The organism is Nioella ostreopsis (assembly GCF_004000255.1).
In the GTDB taxonomy this organism is placed as follows: domain Bacteria; phylum Pseudomonadota; class Alphaproteobacteria; order Rhodobacterales; family Rhodobacteraceae; genus Nioella; species Nioella ostreopsis.
In genome coordinates this window covers 112875-130986 of sequence record NZ_RCIQ01000002.1, presented here as the reverse complement: position 1 = coordinate 130986, position 18112 = coordinate 112875, and the positions used below count along the sequence as shown (strand labels likewise).

22 protein-coding genes are annotated in these 18112 nt (G+C 63.3%); 8 read left to right on the top strand and 14 right to left on the bottom strand.

The features are described 5' to 3' along the window. Nucleotides 1–20 precede the first annotated feature (20 nt). The 5 genes from EP237_RS03155 (at nt 21) to EP237_RS03135 (ending at nt 2343) form a co-directional block, all read left to right on the top strand. Nucleotides 21–587: a hypothetical protein gene (locus tag EP237_RS03155; protein WP_127558046.1), complete on the top strand. Its 567-nt coding sequence runs from the start codon at nt 21–23 to the stop codon at nt 585–587. A gap of 190 nt (nt 588–777) precedes the next feature. Next, entirely contained in the window at nt 778–1011 is a 234-nt protein-coding gene (locus tag EP237_RS03150; protein ID WP_127558045.1) for an RND transporter, read from the top strand. A 67-nt stretch (nt 1012–1078) separates the two neighbouring features. Beyond that, the gene (locus tag EP237_RS03145; protein ID WP_127558044.1) at nt 1079–1348 is read left to right on the top strand and encodes an HlyU family transcriptional regulator; all 270 of its coding nucleotides are present in this window, start codon (nt 1079–1081) and stop codon (nt 1346–1348) included. A gap of 18 nt (nt 1349–1366) precedes the next feature. Next, on the top strand, nt 1367–1810 hold the full coding sequence (locus EP237_RS03140; protein WP_127558042.1) for a thiol-disulfide oxidoreductase DCC family protein: 444 nt from the start codon (nt 1367–1369) through the stop codon (nt 1808–1810). Next, a complete protein-coding gene (locus EP237_RS03135; RefSeq protein WP_127558040.1) occupies nt 1810–2343 on the top strand; it encodes a DUF4166 domain-containing protein in 534 nt (177 codons plus the stop codon). Before EP237_RS03140 ends, EP237_RS03135 begins: the two co-directional genes overlap by 1 nt. Before the next feature lie 79 nt (nt 2344–2422). Here the strand turns inward: EP237_RS03135 and EP237_RS03130 are convergent, their stop codons facing one another. From EP237_RS03130 to EP237_RS03095, 8 genes are all read right to left on the bottom strand, one after another. After that, on the bottom strand, nt 2423–2977 hold the full coding sequence (locus EP237_RS03130) for a sarcosine oxidase subunit gamma (protein WP_127558038.1): 555 nt from the start codon (nt 2975–2977) through the stop codon (nt 2423–2425). Then, on the bottom strand, nt 2970–5900 hold the full coding sequence (locus EP237_RS03125) for a sarcosine oxidase subunit alpha family protein (protein WP_127558036.1): 2931 nt from the start codon (nt 5898–5900) through the stop codon (nt 2970–2972). Before EP237_RS03125 ends, EP237_RS03130 begins: the two co-directional genes overlap by 8 nt. Beyond that, nucleotides 5900–6172, bottom strand: a complete 273-nt coding sequence (locus EP237_RS03120) for a sarcosine oxidase subunit delta (protein ID WP_127558033.1) — start codon at nt 6170–6172, stop codon at nt 5900–5902. Before EP237_RS03120 ends, EP237_RS03125 begins: the two co-directional genes overlap by 1 nt. Next, nucleotides 6172–6621 (bottom strand): hypothetical protein, encoded by a 450-nt coding sequence (locus tag EP237_RS03115; RefSeq protein WP_164744602.1) that lies wholly within the window; start codon nt 6619–6621, stop codon nt 6172–6174. The genes EP237_RS03120 and EP237_RS03115 overlap by 1 nt, the downstream gene beginning before the upstream one ends. 22 nt (nt 6622–6643) lie before the next feature. Beyond that, the gene (locus tag EP237_RS03110) at nt 6644–7894 is read right to left on the bottom strand and encodes a sarcosine oxidase subunit beta family protein (protein WP_127558029.1); all 1251 of its coding nucleotides are present in this window, start codon (nt 7892–7894) and stop codon (nt 6644–6646) included. Nucleotides 7895–8025: 131 nt separating this feature from the next. Beyond that, complete coding sequence (locus tag EP237_RS03105; RefSeq protein ID WP_127558027.1) at nt 8026–8706, bottom strand: TadE/TadG family type IV pilus assembly protein; 681 nt, start codon at nt 8704–8706, stop codon at nt 8026–8028. Nucleotides 8707–8713: 7 nt separating this feature from the next. Continuing rightward, on the bottom strand, nt 8714–9244 hold the full coding sequence (locus tag EP237_RS03100) for a TadE/TadG family type IV pilus assembly protein (protein ID WP_127558025.1): 531 nt from the start codon (nt 9242–9244) through the stop codon (nt 8714–8716). An 8-nt stretch (nt 9245–9252) separates the two neighbouring features. Next, nucleotides 9253–10827, bottom strand: a complete 1575-nt coding sequence (locus EP237_RS03095) for a Tad domain-containing protein (RefSeq protein WP_164744601.1) — start codon at nt 10825–10827, stop codon at nt 9253–9255. Nucleotides 10828–11114: 287 nt separating this feature from the next. On the opposite strand from EP237_RS03095, the gene EP237_RS03090 reads away from it, so the two are divergent. Then, nucleotides 11115–12545, top strand: a complete 1431-nt coding sequence (locus EP237_RS03090; protein WP_127558021.1) for a Glu/Leu/Phe/Val family dehydrogenase — start codon at nt 11115–11117, stop codon at nt 12543–12545. Nucleotides 12546–12567: 22 nt separating this feature from the next. On the opposite strand, the gene EP237_RS03085 is transcribed toward EP237_RS03090, so the two are convergent. Both EP237_RS03085 and EP237_RS03080 read right to left on the bottom strand, forming a co-directional pair. Continuing rightward, nucleotides 12568–13056, bottom strand: coding sequence for a hypothetical protein (locus EP237_RS03085; RefSeq protein WP_127558019.1), 489 nt, complete (start codon nt 13054–13056; stop codon nt 12568–12570). 189 nt (nt 13057–13245) lie between these two features. Further along, on the bottom strand, nt 13246–14199 hold the full coding sequence (locus tag EP237_RS03080; RefSeq protein WP_127558017.1) for an NAD(P)-dependent oxidoreductase: 954 nt from the start codon (nt 14197–14199) through the stop codon (nt 13246–13248). 166 nt (nt 14200–14365) lie between these two features. On the opposite strand from EP237_RS03080, the gene EP237_RS03075 reads away from it, so the two are divergent. Then, nucleotides 14366–15277 carry a pirin family protein gene (locus tag EP237_RS03075; protein WP_127558015.1) on the top strand — a complete coding sequence of 304 codons (912 nt, stop codon included), beginning with the start codon at nt 14366–14368 and terminating at the stop codon, nt 15275–15277. Nucleotides 15278–15634: 357 nt separating this feature from the next. Here the strand turns inward: EP237_RS03075 and EP237_RS03070 are convergent, their stop codons facing one another. After that, nucleotides 15635–16012: a hypothetical protein gene (locus EP237_RS03070; protein WP_127558013.1), complete on the bottom strand. Its 378-nt coding sequence runs from the start codon at nt 16010–16012 to the stop codon at nt 15635–15637. A gap of 91 nt (nt 16013–16103) precedes the next feature. Here EP237_RS03070 and EP237_RS03065 point away from each other — a divergent pair, with 91 nt between their 5' ends. Next, entirely contained in the window at nt 16104–16865 is a 762-nt protein-coding gene (locus EP237_RS03065; RefSeq protein WP_127558011.1) for an alpha/beta fold hydrolase, read from the top strand. Between the two features lie 3 nt (nt 16866–16868). On the opposite strand, the gene EP237_RS03060 is transcribed toward EP237_RS03065, so the two are convergent. The 3 genes from EP237_RS03060 to EP237_RS03050 form a co-directional block, all read right to left on the bottom strand. Then, nucleotides 16869–17048, bottom strand: a complete 180-nt coding sequence (locus tag EP237_RS03060) for a CTP synthetase (RefSeq protein ID WP_127558009.1) — start codon at nt 17046–17048, stop codon at nt 16869–16871. Nucleotides 17049–17323: 275 nt separating this feature from the next. Continuing rightward, a complete protein-coding gene (locus EP237_RS03055) occupies nt 17324–17758 on the bottom strand; it encodes a DsrE family protein (protein WP_127558007.1) in 435 nt (144 codons plus the stop codon). 115 nt (nt 17759–17873) lie between these two features. Then, the gene (locus EP237_RS03050; protein ID WP_127558006.1) at nt 17874–18056 is read right to left on the bottom strand and encodes a CTP synthetase; all 183 of its coding nucleotides are present in this window, start codon (nt 18054–18056) and stop codon (nt 17874–17876) included. Nucleotides 18057–18112 lie beyond the last annotated feature (56 nt).

The window sequence follows — 18112 nt, the reverse complement described above, 5'->3', positions numbered from 1 at the left end:
TTGAAACACGGCCCGAAGTGTTGGCACTTCCCGACCTGGGTCCGATCAACTGGGTGTCACCCTTAAGAAACGATGCCTTCGCAGAGTATCGCGACGGCGCGTTTCTACGGCGTCTCAATCTCTCGTGGTTGGAGAATGAATTGACCGAATTCTGGCCCCGTCGCGGCCCTCAGTGGGATGCGTTGGGGCTGGCTGGAGACAAGATCGTCCTTGTCGAGGCCAAGGCTCGTGTTCCCGAGTTCGTTTCCCCAGCCTGTCAGGCCTCGGAATCCTCGCTGCTGAAGATCACGACGTCGTTTGACCGCGTGAAAGACGCTCTCGGCGTCGAGTCGCATTTCGATTGGACTCAAAGGTACTATCAATACGCAAACCGCATCGCGCATCTGTGGTGGCTGCGGCACTCTGGCGTCGATGCGCATTTGCTCTTCGTCGATTTCCTCAATGCGAAAGAGGTAGCCGGGCCCTCAGACCTCGAAACTTGGCAAAGCGCATACACCGCAGCGGACTTGCAGTTGGGGCTACCCGGAAATCATCCTCTCTCTGCCTTCATGCATCATATCTACCCCGATGTGGCGCTGCTTGAGTAAGCACGGCTCAGGCAGGACGTCCCACCACTCCCCAACCGCCACCTCTGCCGGAGGCATGCTTCCAGCAAGTAGGGTGGGCAATTCTGCCCACCGTCCCAAACGGCTTCGCCTTGTTCCGCGCAGGGCATTCCCCCATGGACATCCCCCGCCCCTCCTGCTTCACTCCACCAAGCCACGCAGGAAGCCACCCATGTCCGCCCTCAAACGCCGCCTCGACGCGATCCCGGTGATCTACCTAATCCTCGCCTGCCTCACCCTCGGCCTCGCCCCCTTCACGCCCGAACCGCATATCTGGGAAAAGCTCAAGATGCTGGCGGGCGGCACCCTGACCCGCCCCATCGACATCTTCGACCTCGTCCTGCACGGACTGCCCTGGCTGCTGCTGATCCTCAGGCTGATCCCCGCGCGACCGGCACGCGGCTGAACCCGCCCCATGGACATCGCCGCCTGCCTTTGCTTCACTTCGCCCCGAACAGGTCAGGAGCATATGGATGTCCCTTTTCAAGAAACTCTTCGGCGGGTCCGAAGCCCCCAAGGGCCCCGAGCCCGTCAGCTATAACGGCTACACCATCTTCCCCGAGCCGATGAAGGAACCCGACGGCTACCGCATTGCCGCCCGGATCGAGAAGGAGATCGGCGGAGAGTTAAAGTCCCACCACCTGATCCGCGCCGACATGCTGCACGGGGCCGATCAGGCCGCCGATGCGTCCGTCGAAAAGGCCAAGTCGATGATCGACCAGATGGGCGACAGGATCTTCTGACCGGGCGGGATCCCCACCATGCAGCTGCCCGCGACCCTCTCTGACCGGATCGGCCCCGCCCCGGTGGTGGTGTTCGACGGGGAATGCGTGCTCTGCGCCCACAGTTTCCGGTTTCTGCTGAAACATGACCGTGACAGGCGTCTGCGCTTCGTCACTGCGCAATCCCCGCTCGGGCAGCAGATCTACGCGGCGCTTGGCCTGTCCACGGAAAGCTATGAGACCACGCTGGTGCTTGCGGCGGGCGAATGCCATGCCAAGACCCGCGCGGTTGCCGCCGCCCTGCGGGTGATCGGCGGGGGGTGGCGGTGGCTGTCCTGCATCGGCTGGCTGCCCCGCTGGCTAGCCGACCCGGTCTATTCCCTGATCGCCCGCAACCGCTATCGCTGGTTCGGACGCCATGACGCCTGCATGATCCCCGACGCCGATGTCCGAGCCCGCTTCCTGCCCGGTGGGTGGGGCTGATGGACCCGGTCGCGCGCGTTGCTGCCACCACGGGGCTTGTCCTTCCCCCGGCCATCGAGGCCCTGCATACGGTCGATGGCGAGACCCGGTTTCAGGGCCGCTGCGCCGTAACCCGCGGGCCGTCCTGGCTGGCCCGCATGGCGCTCTGGCTTGGGGGGTTTCCGCAGGCCGCCCCCGATCTGCCGGTCACCTTGCTGATCCAGCCGGGGCCGGATGGCGGCTGCACCTGGCGGCGCGACTTCGGGGGCCATGTCACGCAATCCCGCCTGAGCGTCTCAGACGATGGCCGCGCGGTCATGGAACGCTTTGGCCCGGTGCGCCTGCGCATGTCCTTATGGATGCAGGACGGGCGGCTGCATTACGGCATCGACCGGATGCATGTTCTGGGCCTGCCCATGCCCCGCTGGCTGACCCCGCTCAGCGAGACGAGCGAATGCCAGACAGAGGCGGGCGATTTCGGCTTTGACGTGTCGGCATCGCTGCCCCTGATCGGGCTGCTTATCCGCTATCGCGGGCGGCTGCGGCCGGACTGACACAGCCATTTCGTCTGCACAGGGGGTGTACGGGGGGTGCACAGGGGGTGTACGCCCGGCACCCCCCTGTTTTCGGGGGTCAGGACAGCGCGGCGCGGGCGGCGACGGCCTTCATGGCGATCTCGAATTCATGCACCGCCGTGCGCGCCATGGAGCGGAAGATCATGATCTCGAACGCATCCGCCGCGACCTTCAGAAAGACCGCGTTCATATGGCCCAACTGGCTGCGGGCGGCATGGCCTGTCTTGAATACGCCGGGGTTCAGATCGAGCGGTGTGAGCCGTGCCAACACATCCTCAACCCCTTGACCTTGCAGCCTAAAAGTTACCCAAGCGTCGCTTTGATCGGTTAGCGCGGCGTGCTGCGCAAGGGATGCATCGACGTCAGCGCCAACCACCATCGCCTGCCCTGCCCCCGTCCAGATCACACGCGCACCCTCGCGGCCCGTGGACCGGTTCGGCGACGGCATCTCGGCCCCAATGAGCGCCTTCAATGCGCCCGAGGCGGCCGCCTCCTGGCCTGCATAGGGGGCCACGGAAGTGACCGGACCCAGACCGGATTCCGTCAGGGTCAAGCCATTGATTTCCAAGGGAACAAGCCCCTCAACAGGCGATTTCGCAAGCAGCTTAACCACGCAGTTTCTCCCCTTCCGGATCGAGGAAGACGGGGCTGCACACCTCCACCGTCGTCTCCACCTTGCGCACATGATCGACCATCTTCACGACCTCACCCATTCGGTTCGGGCCGTCCTTGAGGAAGCCAAGTCCGATGAAATGCCCAAGCGAGGGCGAGAACCCGACCGAGGTCGTGTAACCCTCCACATTCACCCGCGTCGCGTCGGCCCCGGCAGAGAACAGCCGCGCACCGGCGGTCAGCTCTTTCACAGCACCCACGGGTTTCAGCCCGACAAGTTGCGGTCGGTCGGTTTCCTTCAGCCCCTCGCGCAGCGTCGCAGGCTTGCCGATGCACATCTTCTTGGCCGACACCATCCGGTCCATTCCGATGTCGAAGGGTACCACGCGCCCGTCAATCTCGGAATGGGTGATGAAGCCCTTCTCGACCCGCATCACATTGAGCGCCTCCATCCCGTAGGCGCCGCCGCCAAGCGTTTCAGCCTGCGTCACCAACTGCCGGTAGAGCGCCTCGCCATAGCGCGACGGCACGGCGATTTCATAGGCATGTTCGCCCGAGAAGGAGATGCGGAAAAGCCTCCCCCTGACGCCCATGACCGAGACTTCGCCACAACCCATATAGGGGAAGCTGTCGTTGTCAATCGGGGCATCGAGCAACCCGTTCAGCAGATCGCGTGACTTGGGGCCGACAACGCTGAACTGCGCCCATTGTTCGGTGACCGAGATGAAGCGGACATTCAGGTCAGGCCGCAGACATTGCTGAACGAAATCAAGGTGTTTCATCACCTCGCCCGCCGCCGCTGTGGTGGTGGTCATGACGTAGTGGCTCTCGCCCAAGCGCGCGGTGGTGCCGTCATCCATCACATGCCCATCCTCGCGCAGCATCAGGCCGTAGCGCACGCGGCCCACCTTCAGCGTGGAGAACATGTTGGTATAGACGAAGTCCAGAAACGCGCCCGCGTCGGGGCCCTGAATGTCGATCTTGCCGAGGGTGGAGACGTCGCAGATGCCAACCGCGCTGCGGGTCATGTTGACCTCGCGGTCGCAGGACTGCCGCCATGTCGTCTCGCCCGGGCGCGGGAAGTAGCTGGGGCGATACCAGAGCCCCGCCGTAATCATCGGCGCGCCGCGTTCGATGCTGGCATCGTGGCTGGTGGTGAAGCGTTCGGGCGCGAAACCCTTGCCCTGTGCCCCGGCCCCAAGCGCCGAAATCGACACAGGCACGTAGGGCGGACGGTAAGTCGTCGTCCCGGTTTCCGGGATCGCCCGACCCGTCGCATCCGCCAGAATGGCCAGCGCCCCGATATTGGAGTTCTTGCCCTGATCCGGCGCCATGCCCTGCGTGGTATAGCGCTTCATGTGCTCGACAGAGGTAAACGCCTCCTGCGCGGCCAGCTTGATGTCCTTCGAGGTCACGTCATTGGCAAAGTCGAGCCACGCCCGGCCCTTACCCGAGACAAGCCACAGCGGTTTCGACCCGCCCACGGCATCGCTGGCCTGCGGGATCTCCACCTCGGGTGTCTTGCCCCCAAGCGCGGACAGCGCCTGTTTCGCGGCCTCCACACCCTCGGCCAGACAGCCCGCCGTCGAATATGTGCCCTTGCAGGCCCCCGCGGGGATCAGCCCCGGAACGGCGTCATCGGCTGGGACGAAGCCCGCGATCTCCTCGTTCCAGACCGGACGGCTGTTCATGTGACAGGTCATGTGCAGGGTCGGGTTCCAGCCGCCGGACATGGCAAGGCAGTCGGTGGCGATCTTCTGTTCGCTGCCATTGTGGCGGATGGTGATCTCGGTCAGCGCCTTGCGGCCCTTTGTGGTGATGACCTCGGCCCCAGCAAAGAACGGATAGTCGCCCTGCGCATTCGCATCCGGGCGGGCATCGACCACACCGGCGATCTCCACCCCGTTGGCCATCAGGTCGAGCGCGGTACGGTGCGCATCGTCATTGGTGGCAAACAGTGTCACCTTGCGCCCCGCCGCCACGCCGTAGCGATGCAGGTAGCTGCGCACGGCGCTGGCCATCATGATGCCGGGCCGGTCGTTCATCGGGAAGGCCAAGGGGCGTTCCAGCGCGCCTGCTGCCAGAACCGCCTGCCGCGCATTGATCCGCCAGAAGCATTCCTTGGGCAGCTCGGCGGGGCCGTTCACATGCAGGCCCACCCGTTCCAGCGCGCCATAGGTGCCCTGATCATAAGCGCCCGTCACCGTGGTCCGGGACATGAGCCGCACCCGGCCCGTGTCGCGCAACGCGTCGAGCATGCTCGCCACCCACTCGGCCCCCGGCTGGCCGTCAATCTCCTCATCCTCGGACAGAAGCCGCCCGCCGAACTCGTTGCTTTCTTCACACAGGATCACGTCCGCCCCGCCAAGCGCCGCCGTCAGCGCCGCCATCAGCCCGGTGGGGCCGGAGCCGATCACGAGGATATCGCAATGGGCGAAAGCCTTCTCGTAGTGGTCGGGATTGTGCTTGCCCGAGAGCGACCCCAGGCCCGCCGCGCGGCGGATCACCGGCTCATAGAGCTTTTCCCAAAAGGCACGCGGCCACATGAAGGTCTTGTAGTAGAAGCCCGCGCTCAGGAAATTCGGGAAGAGGTCATTGACCGACAACAGGTCATAGGCCAGCGGCCCCATGCGGTTCTGACTGTAGGCGTCAAGCCCGTCATAGATCTCCTGCACCGTGGCGCGGACGTTCGGCACCTGCGCCGCGCCGCGTCCGATTTCCACCATGGCATTGGGCTCTTCCGAGCCTGCCGTCAGCACCCCGCGCGGGCGGTGGTATTTGAACGACCGGCCCACCAGCTTGACGCCAGAGGCCAGCAGCGCCGAGGCCAGCGTATCGCCCTTGAATCCGGTGTATCCCTGCCCGTCGAAGCTGAATTTCACCGGGGTCGAAACGTCGATCCGGCCTTTGCCCTCTATCCGCATCAGGCGTTCCCCCGCTTGGCGTCGGAGGCAAGCTCCACGCGCAGGATGTCATGGGTGACGGTGTCTCGTTCCACGCGCAGCCAGCTGGTGCAGCCCGCGCCGTGATACCAAAGCTCCCGCGTCACGCCGGCAGGGTTGTCACGCAGATGCAGGTAGTTGTCCCAGGCCGGGCTCCAGCCTTCGTCGTCTGGCCGGTTCATGTAGGTCTCGTGTCCCATTGGGGTGAATTCGCGGCTGTCGCGGTCCCCGCAGAGAGGGCATTTGATACGCATCAGAGCTCCGAACAGACTTCAGGTTGGGCGGCAAAAAGCCGGTAGGTTGTGTATTCGTTGTAGGTTTCGCCAAGCGAGGAATAGACCCCCTCGTGGTCGATCCCACCATGCATGCCAACGCGCAGGTGAGAGGTGCGGATTTCGAGCACCCCATCCGCCAAGCGCGTGATCTCGAACGTGCCGCCATCGGCTTCGACGCCGCAGCCGGACGGGCGATTGCAAAACCCGGTTTCGGACATGACCGCCCCGCCAAGCCCGTCTTGGGCGGCATGACCCTGGTTGGCCATCAGGGCGGTCACATCGAAATAGAGCAGGCTGTCAGGCGCGCTGCCGTCCAGCCGGTAGAAGTTCAGCCGCAGCCGCTCTGCGACCTGCGCCGGATGCGCGGTCAGATGCTCCGCCGAATAGTCGCGCGCATAGCAGCCCATGGGGAACGTGTCGTTCGCCAAGGCCGGGACCGCCGCCATCATGCTAATGCAGATTATGCTGAGAGCCCTTGGATTCCTCATCCATGATCCTCCCTGTGTTGAACCGGTCGAGCCGGTGGCGGGTGGCGGCCTCATGCGGGCGGTCGGTGGCAATGAGGTGGGCATAGCAATGGCCCGAGGCGGGCGTTGCCTTGAACCCGCCATAGCACCAGCCCGCGTTGACGTAGAGCCCGTCGATATGGGTCTTGTCGATGATGGGCGAGCCGTCCGAAGACATGTCCATGATCCCGCCCCAGGACCGCAGCAGCTTGGCCTTGCCGATCATCGGCATCAGGGTCATGCCCGCCTCCATCACATGTTCCATCATCGGCAGGTTTCCGCGAGACGCATAAGAGGCGTAGAAGTCGATATCGCCGCCGAAGACCAGCCCGCCCTTGTCGGACTGGCTGATGTAGAAATGGCCCATGCCGTAGGTGATCACGTTGTCGATTACGGGCTTCAGCCCCTCGGTGACGAAGGCCTGCAGTACGGTGCTTTCAATCGGCAACCGCATCCCCGCCATTGCTGCCACCTGACCCGAGCGGCCCGCCGCGCACATGGCGACCTTCTTGGCCCGGATCGCCCCGCGGCTGGTCTGCACACCCACGACCTTGCCGTTTTCGACGTCGATGCCGGTCACCTCACATTTCTGGATCAGGTCGACGCCGCGCTGGTCCGCGCCGCGCGCATAGCCCCAGGCCACGGCGTCATGGCGGGCGGTGCCGCCGCGCTTGTGGTAGAGGCCGCCGAAAATGGGAAAGCGGGTCTGCTCGTAGTCGAGGAAGGGCATCAGCTTGCGACAGCCCTCGCGGTCCAGCAGGATCGCGTCGTCGCCCTGGCTCATCATCATGTTGCCGCGCCGGGCGTAGGCGTCGCGCTGCCCGTCGGAATGGAAGAGGTTCACGATGCCCCGCTGGCTGTGCATGACGTTGTAGTTCAGGTCCTGCTCCAGTCCTTCCCACAGCTTCAGCGAATGGGAATAGAACTGCGAGTTGCCCTCCAGCCCGTAATTGGCGCGCACGATGGTGGTGTTGCGACCCACATTGCCACCGCCGAGATAGCCCTTCTCCAGCACGGCGATATTGGTCAGCCCGTGTTCCTTGGCAAGGTAATAGGCCGTGGCCAGCCCGTGCCCGCCACCCCCAATGATGACAACGTCATATTCCGCCTTGGGCGCCGGATCGCGCCAGGCCGGTTTCCAACCCCGGTTGCCCGTAAGCCCTTGCTTGATGACCTGCCAGCCCGAATAGCGCATGATCTCTCCCGGTTTGCGGGCACCCGTGCCCCTTGGCAAACCTTAGCCGCGCGCGCGTCGAGGTTGAAGTCGTCTTGCCGACATGGGGAGGTCAGGATTCGACGGATTGACGAAGAACCGATGCGACGGTCTCAGTTGCGCCAGACGTTATGGCCCCAGTTGTCCCAATGGTCCCAATCCGGATCGTCATCCACATCGTCATCAGGGGGTCCGTCGATGTAGTAGAACCCGTCCAGACCCGTCGGATAGCCGCTGTTGGTGTAGACGTAGGAGTTGTTCAGATCGGCCACAAAGGCAACCTGACCGGCAAAACGGGGGCGGGTGACCGTGAAATTCACGAATTCCTGATCGGCGAGGCCCGCGCTGAAAGCCGGGCGATGCGGCAGGAAGGTTTCGATCAACAGCATCCGGTCGCCATAGGCCATGATCGGAATGCGGTCGATGAAGTCGGGGAAGTCGCTGGCGCGAATATAGGTCGTCCCGTCGGTGCCGTGGGACCAGTCGATCCGGTAGCCGCCCTGCTGTCGAGTGATCTGGGACACGCGCAGGGCCGATCCGGCGGTGTTCCGGGTCAGGAACTGGAACACATCCGCAAGCCCCTCGATATCGGAGCTGGAAATCTCGTTTGTGCGGCGTGACAGGACGTCTGCCACCGCATAGGTCGCCTTGATCGAGGTGTTGTAGACCCGGAATGCGTCGAAGAAGACAAAGCTGGCCACGAAGACCCAGGCCAGGATCGGAATCACGATCACCGCTTCCAGCGCGACCGAGGCGCCTTCGTCCTTCCAGAATGTCCTGATCATCCGTTTCATGGTTGTCTCACTCCGGCTCGTTCACGAAGACGGTGGCGGCGGTGATGTGGATGGCGCCGGTATCGTCGCGCGTCAGGTCGAGCCCGAGCCCGGAGATCGGCAGGATCCGGTCCACAAGGGCGCAGGTGCGGATCAGCATCAGCTGGTTATCCGCGCCGGGATGGAACTGGTTGGCCGGGGTCACGGTGCCGGAGCGGTCGACGCAGAGCGTGTGATAATCCGGAAGGTTGTAGGTATCCTGATCAATCACCCGCAGGTCCAGCAACAGCGATTCCTGGCAGTTGATGAGGATCGGCGTGTTCTCGCAGATATTGTCCCGGATCGCATCATGGGTGACCGTCACATCAGAGGTCAGGCGCAGATAGCGCACGGCGCTGTCCAGCGACCGTTCCATCATCACTTGCCGGGTCAGCAGCATGGCCGTCTCGAAGGCCGCCACGAAGATCATCACGATCAGCGGGAAGACGATCACGAATTCCACTGTCGCGTTGGCCTCTTCTTTGCGGAAGAACCGGGATATTTTTGTCAGGCCCCACATGTCATGCCCTACTGGATCAGCTTGAGCTGGTTGATCGACGCTGCGATGGAGGCGAAGGCCTCGGAGATCTCGATCCCTTCGGCGTCGTAGTAATGGGCAGGCGTCGTGGCACAGTGCTGCATCACGCTTTCGCCACGGGCGGGCGCCTCGAACGCAATGGTGAACACGATGATCCCGGCGTCATTTGCCGCGTCGCAGATATTGCGCAGGTTGGCATCGGCCTCGTTCGCACCTGCGTAGGTTTCGATCGAGTAGTACCGAAGATCATAGTAGTAGTCCCAGTCACCGGCATCGTAGAAATACTCGCCAGCCAGCATTCGTGCGGAGTAGTCAGACCATAGCTCTGGCCACGGGATCGCCTCGGCGTCATTGCCGCCATAGGGATAGTCGCGGTAGCTGCGATTGTGATGCCAGTAATACAGGTCGTAGTTGGGCAGATAGGCCGAGGTGCGGCCGGTGTCGGGGTCGCGGAACACGGTCGAAGGCCCGCGCTTGAATTCCTGAACCACGTCGACCTGGCTAGTATTCTCGCCATCCGTCATCAGGATGATGATCTTCAGAACCTCGTCTTCTTCGTAGGAATAGGGGCGGCCCTCGAAATCTTCATCCACCTCTCCCGCGGCAATCAGGTCCGTCACAGCGGGCTGTGCCGCCGGATCCAGCAGACCCACGGCCCATCTCATGCCGAGGTCGATCGCGGTGTTGCCGTTTGCGCTCAGGCTGTTGACCAGCGCGTGCAGTTCATCCGCGTCATTCGACCAGGGCAGGATGGCGGCATAATCACTGGTGGTGCAATGCGGCGTGCGGAAGGTGCGATAGCTGCTGCGGTTTTGATAGTCGAAATGCGCGATCCGCTCGATGGCCTCATCGGGGTCAATCGCGGTCACGTTGTAGTCCGCCGGATCGAAACGGGTGCAGTTCGATTCATTGTGCTCGTCAGACAGGGTAAAGACACTGGCCAGCGTGGTGCCCGCATTGACCTGGCTGTGATAGGGGATGATCGAGATCGAGACCTGATCTTCCTCTTCATTCGCGGCCAGCACCGTGTCGATGAACTCATTCGCCGCGTCGCGCATGTTGCGGATCTTGTTGTTCCAGCCCATGGACCCGGAGATGTCGAGCACCATGGAAATCTCGATATCCATGATCCGCTCTTCCGCGGCCCCCCGCGCGGGGGAGGTCAGGGCGTTCACCCCGAACATGTTCATGAAGTAGGATCGCAGATCCATCTCGGCATAGGCGGACACACGGCGGAAATTCAGCCCCTCGTCCACATCCACTTCCAGCCGGTAGTGATCCAGCCCCGAGGTCGCGAAGTAGTCGATCACGACCGCCTCCGGGTCTTCAGTCTGGTTCAGCGCGGCCGCGGCCAGAACGGCGCGGTCCAGCGTATATTGCAACTGCGTGCGCTGTGTTTCGTAGCGCATCACGTCGATGGCGATCCCGCCGGCGGCCAGCATCAGGACGAACATCATCAGAGCGAAGATCGTCACGGTTCCGCGTTCGTCGCGCAGAAATCCGGCCCGGCGCCGGAGTGGCGCCTGGGGTCGCGTTTGGCGGATCGGATCTGTCGATCGGGTCATCCCGGAAGCCTCATGCAATATGACGAGTCGTGGATCGACGCAGTTCGACCCATGCTCTTCCTCGTTCACAAGAACGGCAGAAATGGGGCGGAAGCAGGATGGAAACGGGGAGTTTTCTGAATGACAACAATCAACTTGCGCGCATTTTTCAGCGCTCAGGGAAGAAACTGGCTGTTTCAACGACAGGTTGTCTTGCATGGAAAGGCAAGCTGTGGTCCGCTCAAAAAATGGGCGGTTTGCAAACGAAGCAAGGGCCGCACACGGAACACGCCAAGGAGGTATACGCGATGTCCGTCACGGGAGAACCGAGTTTCCGTCAGTCAGTGGACCTGATGTTCAACCGCGCTGCATCCATGATGGATCTGCCACCTGGGCTGGAAGAAAAGATCCGCGTCTGCAACGCCACCTACACGGTTCGCTTCGGGGTGCGGCTGCGCGGCGAGATCCGGACCTTCACCGGCTATCGCTCGGTCCATTCGGAACATTTCGAACCGGCCAAGGGCGGCATCCGCTACGCGCCAAACGTCAACCAGGACGAGGTCGAGGCGCTGGCCGCGCTGATGACCTACAAATGCGCCCTTGTCGAAGCGCCCTTCGGCGGATCGAAAGGCGGGCTGTGCATCGACCCGCGCCAGTACGAAGAACACGAGCTGGAACAGATCACCCGGCGCTTCGCCTACGAGCTGATCAAGCGAGACATGATCAACCCGGCGCAGAACGTGCCCGCCCCCGACATGGGCACCGGCGAAAAGGAAATGGCGATCATCGCCGACCAGTATGCCCGGATGAACACCACTGATATCAACGGCAAGGCCTGCGTGACCGGCAAACCCCCCCATGCAGGCGGTATCCGGGGCCGGGTCGAGGCAACGGGCCGGGGCGTGCAATACGCGCTTCAGGAATTCTTCCGCCACCCCGAAGACGTCGCTGCGGCGGGGCTTGGCGGGTCTCTCGATGGCAAGCGGATCATCGTGCAGGGGCTCGGCAATGTGGGCTACCACGCCGCCAAGTTCCTGTCTGAAGAGGATGGCGCCAAGATCGTCGGCATCATCGAACGCGACGGCGCGCTGCTCGATCCCGAAGGGTTGGATGTCGAAGCCGTAAAGAACCACATCGCCCGCACCGGCGGCGTCGACATGTTCCCGGGGCCCCGCTACATCAAGGACGGGGTCAAGGCCCTGGAGGAGGAATGCGACATCCTGATCCCGGCCGCGCTGGAAGGGGTGATCAACCTTCAGAACGCGGCGAATATCAAAGCCCCGCTGATCATCGAGGCCGCGAATGGCCCGGTAACGGCAGGCGCGGATGAGATCCTGCGCAAGAAGGGCACCGTGATCATCCCCGACCTCTACGCCAATGCGGGCGGTGTGACCGTGTCCTATTTCGAATGGGTCAAGAACCTCAGCCATATCCGCTTTGGCCGGATGCAGCGCCGCCAGGAAGAGTCACGCCACCAGTTGATCGTGAATGAGCTGGAAAGACTGTCGGCCGATACCGGCATCGGCTGGCAGCTGACGCCGAACTTCAAGGAAAAATATCTGCGGGGGGCGGACGAGCTGGAACTGGTGCGTTCGGGCCTCGATGACACAATGCGGTCGGCCTACCAGTCGATGCGCGAGGTCTGGCACAGCCGCAACGACGTGACCGACCTGCGGACCGCGGGCTTCATGGTCTCGATCGGGCGCGTGGCGGCCAGCTACCGGGCCAAGGGCCTGTAAATCGGCAAGGCGCGGGGGGCTGTCACAGCTCTCCGCGTTTTTGCGCAATGAGGACCGAGATCAGGTCCGCCACCGCCTTGGATTGCGCGTTCGAGGTCACGCCTCCCACCATCACCATCCGCCCGCGCCGCCACCACAGGCCCGGTGCATAGGCATTCGGCATTCGGTCGCGCAGTGACAGGCGAAACCCGGCGGCGGGCTTGAAGGCGAAGAAGCCGCGGTCGACCTTGTCGATATTGTCGATCCGGGCAATCAGCCGCCCGCCTTGTTCGCGCAGTTCCTCCCGCGTGAGTTCCAGCGTCACGCTGGAGGCCTGCCACAGCGCCCAGGACAGCCACAGGCTGCCCGCACCGATCACCAGCAAGAGCGCCGTGAACCCGAAATCAGCGGGCGGATGGCTTGCCGCGACCCAGACCAGAAGCAGGCCGAGCAGACCGAGCGATCCCGTCGCAAACACTCTGCGCGGGCCCTTCGGGGTGATGCGTTCAAGGACTTCGTCGCTGTCGGTCATGCGGCTTCTCCGGTTGATCTGCCGGGTTAGAGCATGGCGCGGAAGAAATGACCAGAAGAAGGGCCGAGGACGGGGCTTCGCCGCGCAAGCCCTGCGCAGTACCCGGCGTGACCCGTCGGGCCGGGCGTGATTTTCCCTTGAGGGCAATTGTCACGAAGGGGGCAATGCCCCCTCCGGTCCTGCCCCGGATCAGGCCTCGCGACGCACCTCGTAGCCGGGCTCTTCGGGTTCATCGTCGGTCATCTCCGCCGGGAAGCCCGGATAGGTGATGTCGAGGCCCGTCGCCTCTTCCAGCCGCTTGATGATATTTGGGGACAGTTCCCGCTCTCCGTAGCGCGCGATGCCGTCCTTGAAGATCTGGATCATCAGCGGGTTCATCTCCAGCGGCACATTCGCCCGGTCCGCAACCTCCTGGAACAGGCCGATATCCTTCAGCACCAGATCCATGGTGAACGAAATATCGCGCGACCCGTTCAGGATGACCTGGCTTTCGGTTTCGTGCACGAAGCTGGTGCCCGAGGAAATCCGGATCGCCTCATAGGCCACGCCCAGATCCATGTCGGCCGCCTTGGCCACGGTCAGCGCCTCGGCACAGCTGATCAGGTTTGCGGTGGCCAGATAGTTGGTGATCACCTTCAGGATCGAGGCCGACCCGATTGGCCCGGTATGCAGAACCCGGCGGCCCATGGTGGTCAGAAGCGGCAGAATGCGCTCGAAGGTTTCCCGATCACAGCCCGCGAAGATCGAGATATTGCCGGTATCGGCCCGGTGGCAGCCGCCCGATACCGGGCAATCCACCGCCGCGCCGCCCGCTGCGATGACCATGGCCCCAAGGCGCTTCACCTCGGCCTCGTCCGTGGTGCTCATCTCCATCCAGATCTTGCCAGGCCCCATGGCCTCCAGCAGGCCGTCCGGACCTTCCACCACCTTGGCCGAAATGCTGGGATGCGGCAGGCAGGTGATCACCGCGTCGCAGTCGCGCAGCATCTGGGCGGGGCTTTCCCCCACCTTGGCGCCCTTGGCCGCGAACTCGGCCACCTTGGCCTCATCCAGATCGCGAACCGTGATGTCGACCCCGTTGCGCAACAGCGATCCGGCCAGCTTGTGGCCGACATTGCCAAGTCCGATAAACCCTACTTTCATTCCGAGTCTCCCTGAAGGTTTTCGCGAAAATTTCACGGGTTGCCGGGCCTGTCTTGCCCGAAACCGACCCTTGCAGGACTGCACAATGGTCGTTTGTGGACCGCCAATTGTCGATGCCCCTGCCTCGCCCTACATTCGTTATCAATCAGGACCCGAGGAGGTTTCCATGTCCATCAGACCCGTTACCGAAGCCCGACGCGCCCAACCCACGATGGAGGGCGCCGGCGTCAAACTGCACCGCGCCTTTGGCTTTCAGGACCCAAGCGAACTGGACCCGTTCCTGCTGTTCGACGATTTCCGGGGGGAAACCCCCTCCGACTACATGCGCGGCTTTCCCTGGCACCCGCATCGGGGGATCGAGACAATCACCTATGTGCTGGCAGGCACCGTGGAACACGGGGACAGCCTGGGCAACACGGGCAAGCTTCGCGCGGGCGATGTGCAATGGATGACCGCGGGTTCCGGCATCCTTCACCAGGAAATGCCCTTTGGGAACGCAAAGGGACAGATGCATGGCTTTCAGCTCTGGGGGAACCTGCCCTCGTCGCTGAAGATGACCGCGCCGCGCTATCAGGACGTGCAAGGCAAGGAAATCCCCGAGATCATCGACGATGACGGCACGCGGGTGAAGGTCATCGTGGGCGAATTCTGGGGCAAGCGCGGCCCCGTGGACGGCATCGCCGCCGACCCGCAATATCTGGATGTCTACGTGCCCGCCGGGGTGAAAAAGACCTTCAGGATCGACACCTACCGCCGCGCCTTCGCCTATGTCTTCGACGGATCCGCAGCCTTTGCCGATGCCTCGCAGCCAGAGGGTGTATTGCTGGAAAAAGAGGTGATGGGCCAGGAGGTCAACATGCGTGATCTGTCGGGCAACCGGACGCTCATCCGCTTCGGCACCGGTGACGAGGTGACCCTTCAGGCAGGCCCGGACGGGGTGCGGTTTCTGCTGATTTCCGGGGCCCCGATCGAGGAGCCGGTGGCCTGGCACGGACCGATCGTGATGAACACACAGGCCGAGATCCAGCAGGCCATGCGAGATCTGAGAAACGGGACGTTCCTGAAGCCGCAACACTGACCGCCCGGGAAAAAGAAAAGGCCCCGATCTGATCGGGGCCTTTCATGTCAGACGATGGCCATCAGCAGTGCCGGTGCCGCCACCATTCCACCGATGATCAGCGCCAGAGACAGTCCCAAACCTTTGAACATGTGTGTTTCCTTTCCGGTCCTAGTAAGTTCACGCACTTGGGGAGATAGGTGGGGCGTCACGGCTTTCGATGCGGCAGCCGGACGCAGGCGGACCGGTTCCGGTGACAACCCGGCGCAGACCCTTGTCCATGGAAATGCGGGCCGAGGAGGGCCTCCCCATCATGGGGAGGCTTGACGAGGCGCGCTCTTGCCGCGATGGCCGCCGCAGGCGGGCCAGTGCAATCGTTCAGACGTAGCCACGCCAGGCCAGTACGCCGATCACCAATGCGATCACAACCGCCAGCCGAAAGGCCAGGTCGGCGAACAGATAGGCCCGGGCGCGGGCACGGGCGGCGGTCGGGTCAAGGCCGCTCAGATAGGCCTCAATTCGCCGTGCCGCGCGTTCCGGCCCGTCGCCATCAGTGACCCGCGCCAACCGGGGATTCCTGGACCGCTCCATCGCCGCCACGATGGCCTCCCCATCCTGCCGCAACCGCCGCGGCAGTTTCCGCCCCGCCCGGCGCAGGGCAACGGGCAGGGTATCGGCGCGCACCCCCAGCTTTTCGCGCAAGAGCACGGTCAGGCGGTCTGAGAGGCGGTCAAGCTGCAGCGGATCGGCGGCCATGGGATTCCCTTTCGACACTGCACTCTAGCGTCCCCGGGCCGCCCGCTCAACGGCTCTGGTCGAGCCGCGTCGGATGGGATATTCCGGGGCCATGCTTGCGACCTATCTCACCGGTGACCCCACCGACCGCCCGCCGCTTCTGATCGTGCATGGCCTCTTCGGCTCGGCACGCAACTGGAACGTCATCGCCAAGCGCCTGTCCGATGAGCGGCAGGTGATCGGCGTCGATATGCGCAATCATGGGGACAGCGATTTTCAGCCAACACATACTTATCCCGACATGGCCGCTGATCTGGCGGAGGTGATTTCCGCCCATGGCGGGCGGGCGGATGTGCTTGGGCATTCCATGGGGGGCAAGGCCGCGATGATGCTGGCGCTGACGCGGCCCAAGATGGTGAACCGGCTGGTCGTGGCCGATATCGCGCCGGTGGCTTACGGACACAGCCAGAGCCACCTGATTGACGCCATGCGGGCGGTGGATCTGGCCCGGATAGAGACGCGGCGCGATGCCGACGACCAGCTCAGCGCGGCGGTCCCCGAACCGGGCGTCCGCGCATTTCTTCTGCAATCTCTGGATGTTAAGGGAAAGCGCTGGCGGCTCAACCACGACGTACTGGACCGCGACATGGGCAAGGCGACGGGCTGGCCGGAACGCGTTGAGGGACGCTTCGACGGGCCGGTGTTCATGCTGTCTGGGGCGGAGTCCGACTATGTGCGGCCCGAGTATCGGGACACGATCAAAGGCTATTTCCCGAAGGCGCGCTTTGCGAAAATTCCCGGCGCGGGGCATTGGCTGCATGCCGACAAACCCCGCGAATTCGAGGCGGCTGTCAGGGCGTTTCTGAACGGCTAAGTCTCAGAGATTACGTATTTTTCCGGCGGCGACCCAGGCCACGGGCAGGGCCACGACAGCGCCCAGGGCGGCGGCGATGATCACCTCGCGCGCGCCATCATAACCTGCAGCAAGGGCAGCGGTGACCGCAACACCGGCGAGCGTGGCACCGGCCATGATAAAGATAAGGAAAAACAGTCGCATAAGGCGAACTCCGATCTCTGGGCGCGCGCTTCCCATGGGGGCAGAGAAGCAGAGCCAGAGCGCCCGCGCCTTGATTCAGGTCAGGTTCGGACCTGTTTCACCCGAAGATTGTTGACGAAGACAAAAACCCCCGAAAACAGGGGGGCGCCATGCGTACACCCCCGGTGCACCCCCCGTACACCCCCTGTGCAGACGAAATCACGTCCCGCTTACGTAAACGCGAAGCAGACAAAGCCCGGATCGGCTGGCCCCGGCATGGGGCCATGCCGGAAGGGTCACGGGCGCACGTAGGCGTAGCCCTGCTCCTGCAGCTCGATCAGGCGCACCACCCCGGATGGCGTCATCTCCACGCCATCAAGCAACGCCAGATCGCCCCCCGCCGCTTCGCTCATCCGTCGATGCGTGTTCCCGCAGGCGGCAAAGGACAGGTTGTCCATTTCCAGGGTCATGGTTTCGATCCGTGCACTGACAGGGCTGCGGTCGGCCAGCAGCATGTTCAGACCGGGGCCATAGGCAACCAGTTCGATGGTCACGGTATCGCCCTGGGCGGCATAGTAGTTGCTGACATTCATGGCGTTGTTGAGCGCCATGTTCATGACCTGCGGATCGTTCTCGTCGACGTGGATCGCCACGTAATGGGCCACGCCATCGGCCCAGGATCCGGTTGCCGAAATGGCGAGAAGCGCGGCAGCAGCAAGCAGTTTTTTCATGGTGTTCCTCCCGTTTGTGACGAGAAGTGTAGCCGCATCCCTATTTGATTGCGACATTTATTCGCATCTGTGAATGTGTATGCCGCGCACTTCAATCACTCAATCACAGAAGGGTTCACCGCCCCTGCATCGCGCGGGCGACGTAGATTGCGACGGGGAAGGCCAGCAGGAAGCCCGCCACGACGGCCCCGGCGATCGGCCAGACCCCGGCCCACCCCGCCACCAGAAGGATGACGAGGAACACGCCCGCAAGGGTGGCGCCGATGAAGAGGTGGAGGAGGAGGAGAAGGTAGGACATGGGGGATGTCCTAGCCGGTGGGGCGGCGGGGGGCTTTGATTTGGGTCAGGGTGGGA

Bases quoted from the DNA above. Each gene is read 5' to 3' on its own strand.
- EP237_RS03150 (WP_127558045.1), top strand. From the start codon at position 778: ATGTCCGCCCTCAAACGCCGCCTCGACGCGATCCCGGTGATCTACCTA.
- EP237_RS03145 (WP_127558044.1), top strand. From the start codon at position 1,079: ATGTCCCTTTTCAAGAAACTCTTCGGCGGGTCCGAAGCCCCCAAGGGC.
- EP237_RS03140 (WP_127558042.1), top strand. From the start codon at position 1,367: ATGCAGCTGCCCGCGACCCTCTCTGACCGGATCGGCCCCGCCCCGGTG.
- EP237_RS03135 (WP_127558040.1), top strand. From the start codon at position 1,810: ATGGACCCGGTCGCGCGCGTTGCTGCCACCACGGGGCTTGTCCTTCCC.
- EP237_RS03125 (WP_127558036.1), bottom strand. From the start codon at position 5,900: ATGCGGATAGAGGGCAAAGGCCGGATCGACGTTTCGACCCCGGTGAAA.
- EP237_RS03120 (WP_127558033.1), bottom strand. From the start codon at position 6,172: ATGCGTATCAAATGCCCTCTCTGCGGGGACCGCGACAGCCGCGAATTC.
- EP237_RS03110 (WP_127558029.1), bottom strand. From the start codon at position 7,894: ATGCGCTATTCGGGCTGGCAGGTCATCAAGCAAGGGCTTACGGGCAAC.
- EP237_RS03105 (WP_127558027.1), bottom strand. From the start codon at position 8,706: ATGAAACGGATGATCAGGACATTCTGGAAGGACGAAGGCGCCTCGGTC.
- EP237_RS03100 (WP_127558025.1), bottom strand. From the start codon at position 9,244: ATGTGGGGCCTGACAAAAATATCCCGGTTCTTCCGCAAAGAAGAGGCC.
- EP237_RS03095 (WP_164744601.1), bottom strand. From the start codon at position 10,827: ATGACCCGATCGACAGATCCGATCCGCCAAACGCGACCCCAGGCGCCA.
- EP237_RS03090 (WP_127558021.1), top strand. From the start codon at position 11,115: ATGTCCGTCACGGGAGAACCGAGTTTCCGTCAGTCAGTGGACCTGATG.
- EP237_RS03085 (WP_127558019.1), bottom strand. From the start codon at position 13,056: ATGACCGACAGCGACGAAGTCCTTGAACGCATCACCCCGAAGGGCCCG.
- EP237_RS03080 (WP_127558017.1), bottom strand. From the start codon at position 14,199: ATGAAAGTAGGGTTTATCGGACTTGGCAATGTCGGCCACAAGCTGGCC.
- EP237_RS03075 (WP_127558015.1), top strand. From the start codon at position 14,366: ATGTCCATCAGACCCGTTACCGAAGCCCGACGCGCCCAACCCACGATG.
- EP237_RS03070 (WP_127558013.1), bottom strand. From the start codon at position 16,012: ATGGCCGCCGATCCGCTGCAGCTTGACCGCCTCTCAGACCGCCTGACC.
- EP237_RS03065 (WP_127558011.1), top strand. From the start codon at position 16,104: ATGCTTGCGACCTATCTCACCGGTGACCCCACCGACCGCCCGCCGCTT.
- EP237_RS03060 (WP_127558009.1), bottom strand. From the start codon at position 17,048: ATGCGACTGTTTTTCCTTATCTTTATCATGGCCGGTGCCACGCTCGCC.
- EP237_RS03055 (WP_127558007.1), bottom strand. From the start codon at position 17,758: ATGAAAAAACTGCTTGCTGCTGCCGCGCTTCTCGCCATTTCGGCAACC.
- EP237_RS03050 (WP_127558006.1), bottom strand. From the start codon at position 18,056: ATGTCCTACCTTCTCCTCCTCCTCCACCTCTTCATCGGCGCCACCCTT.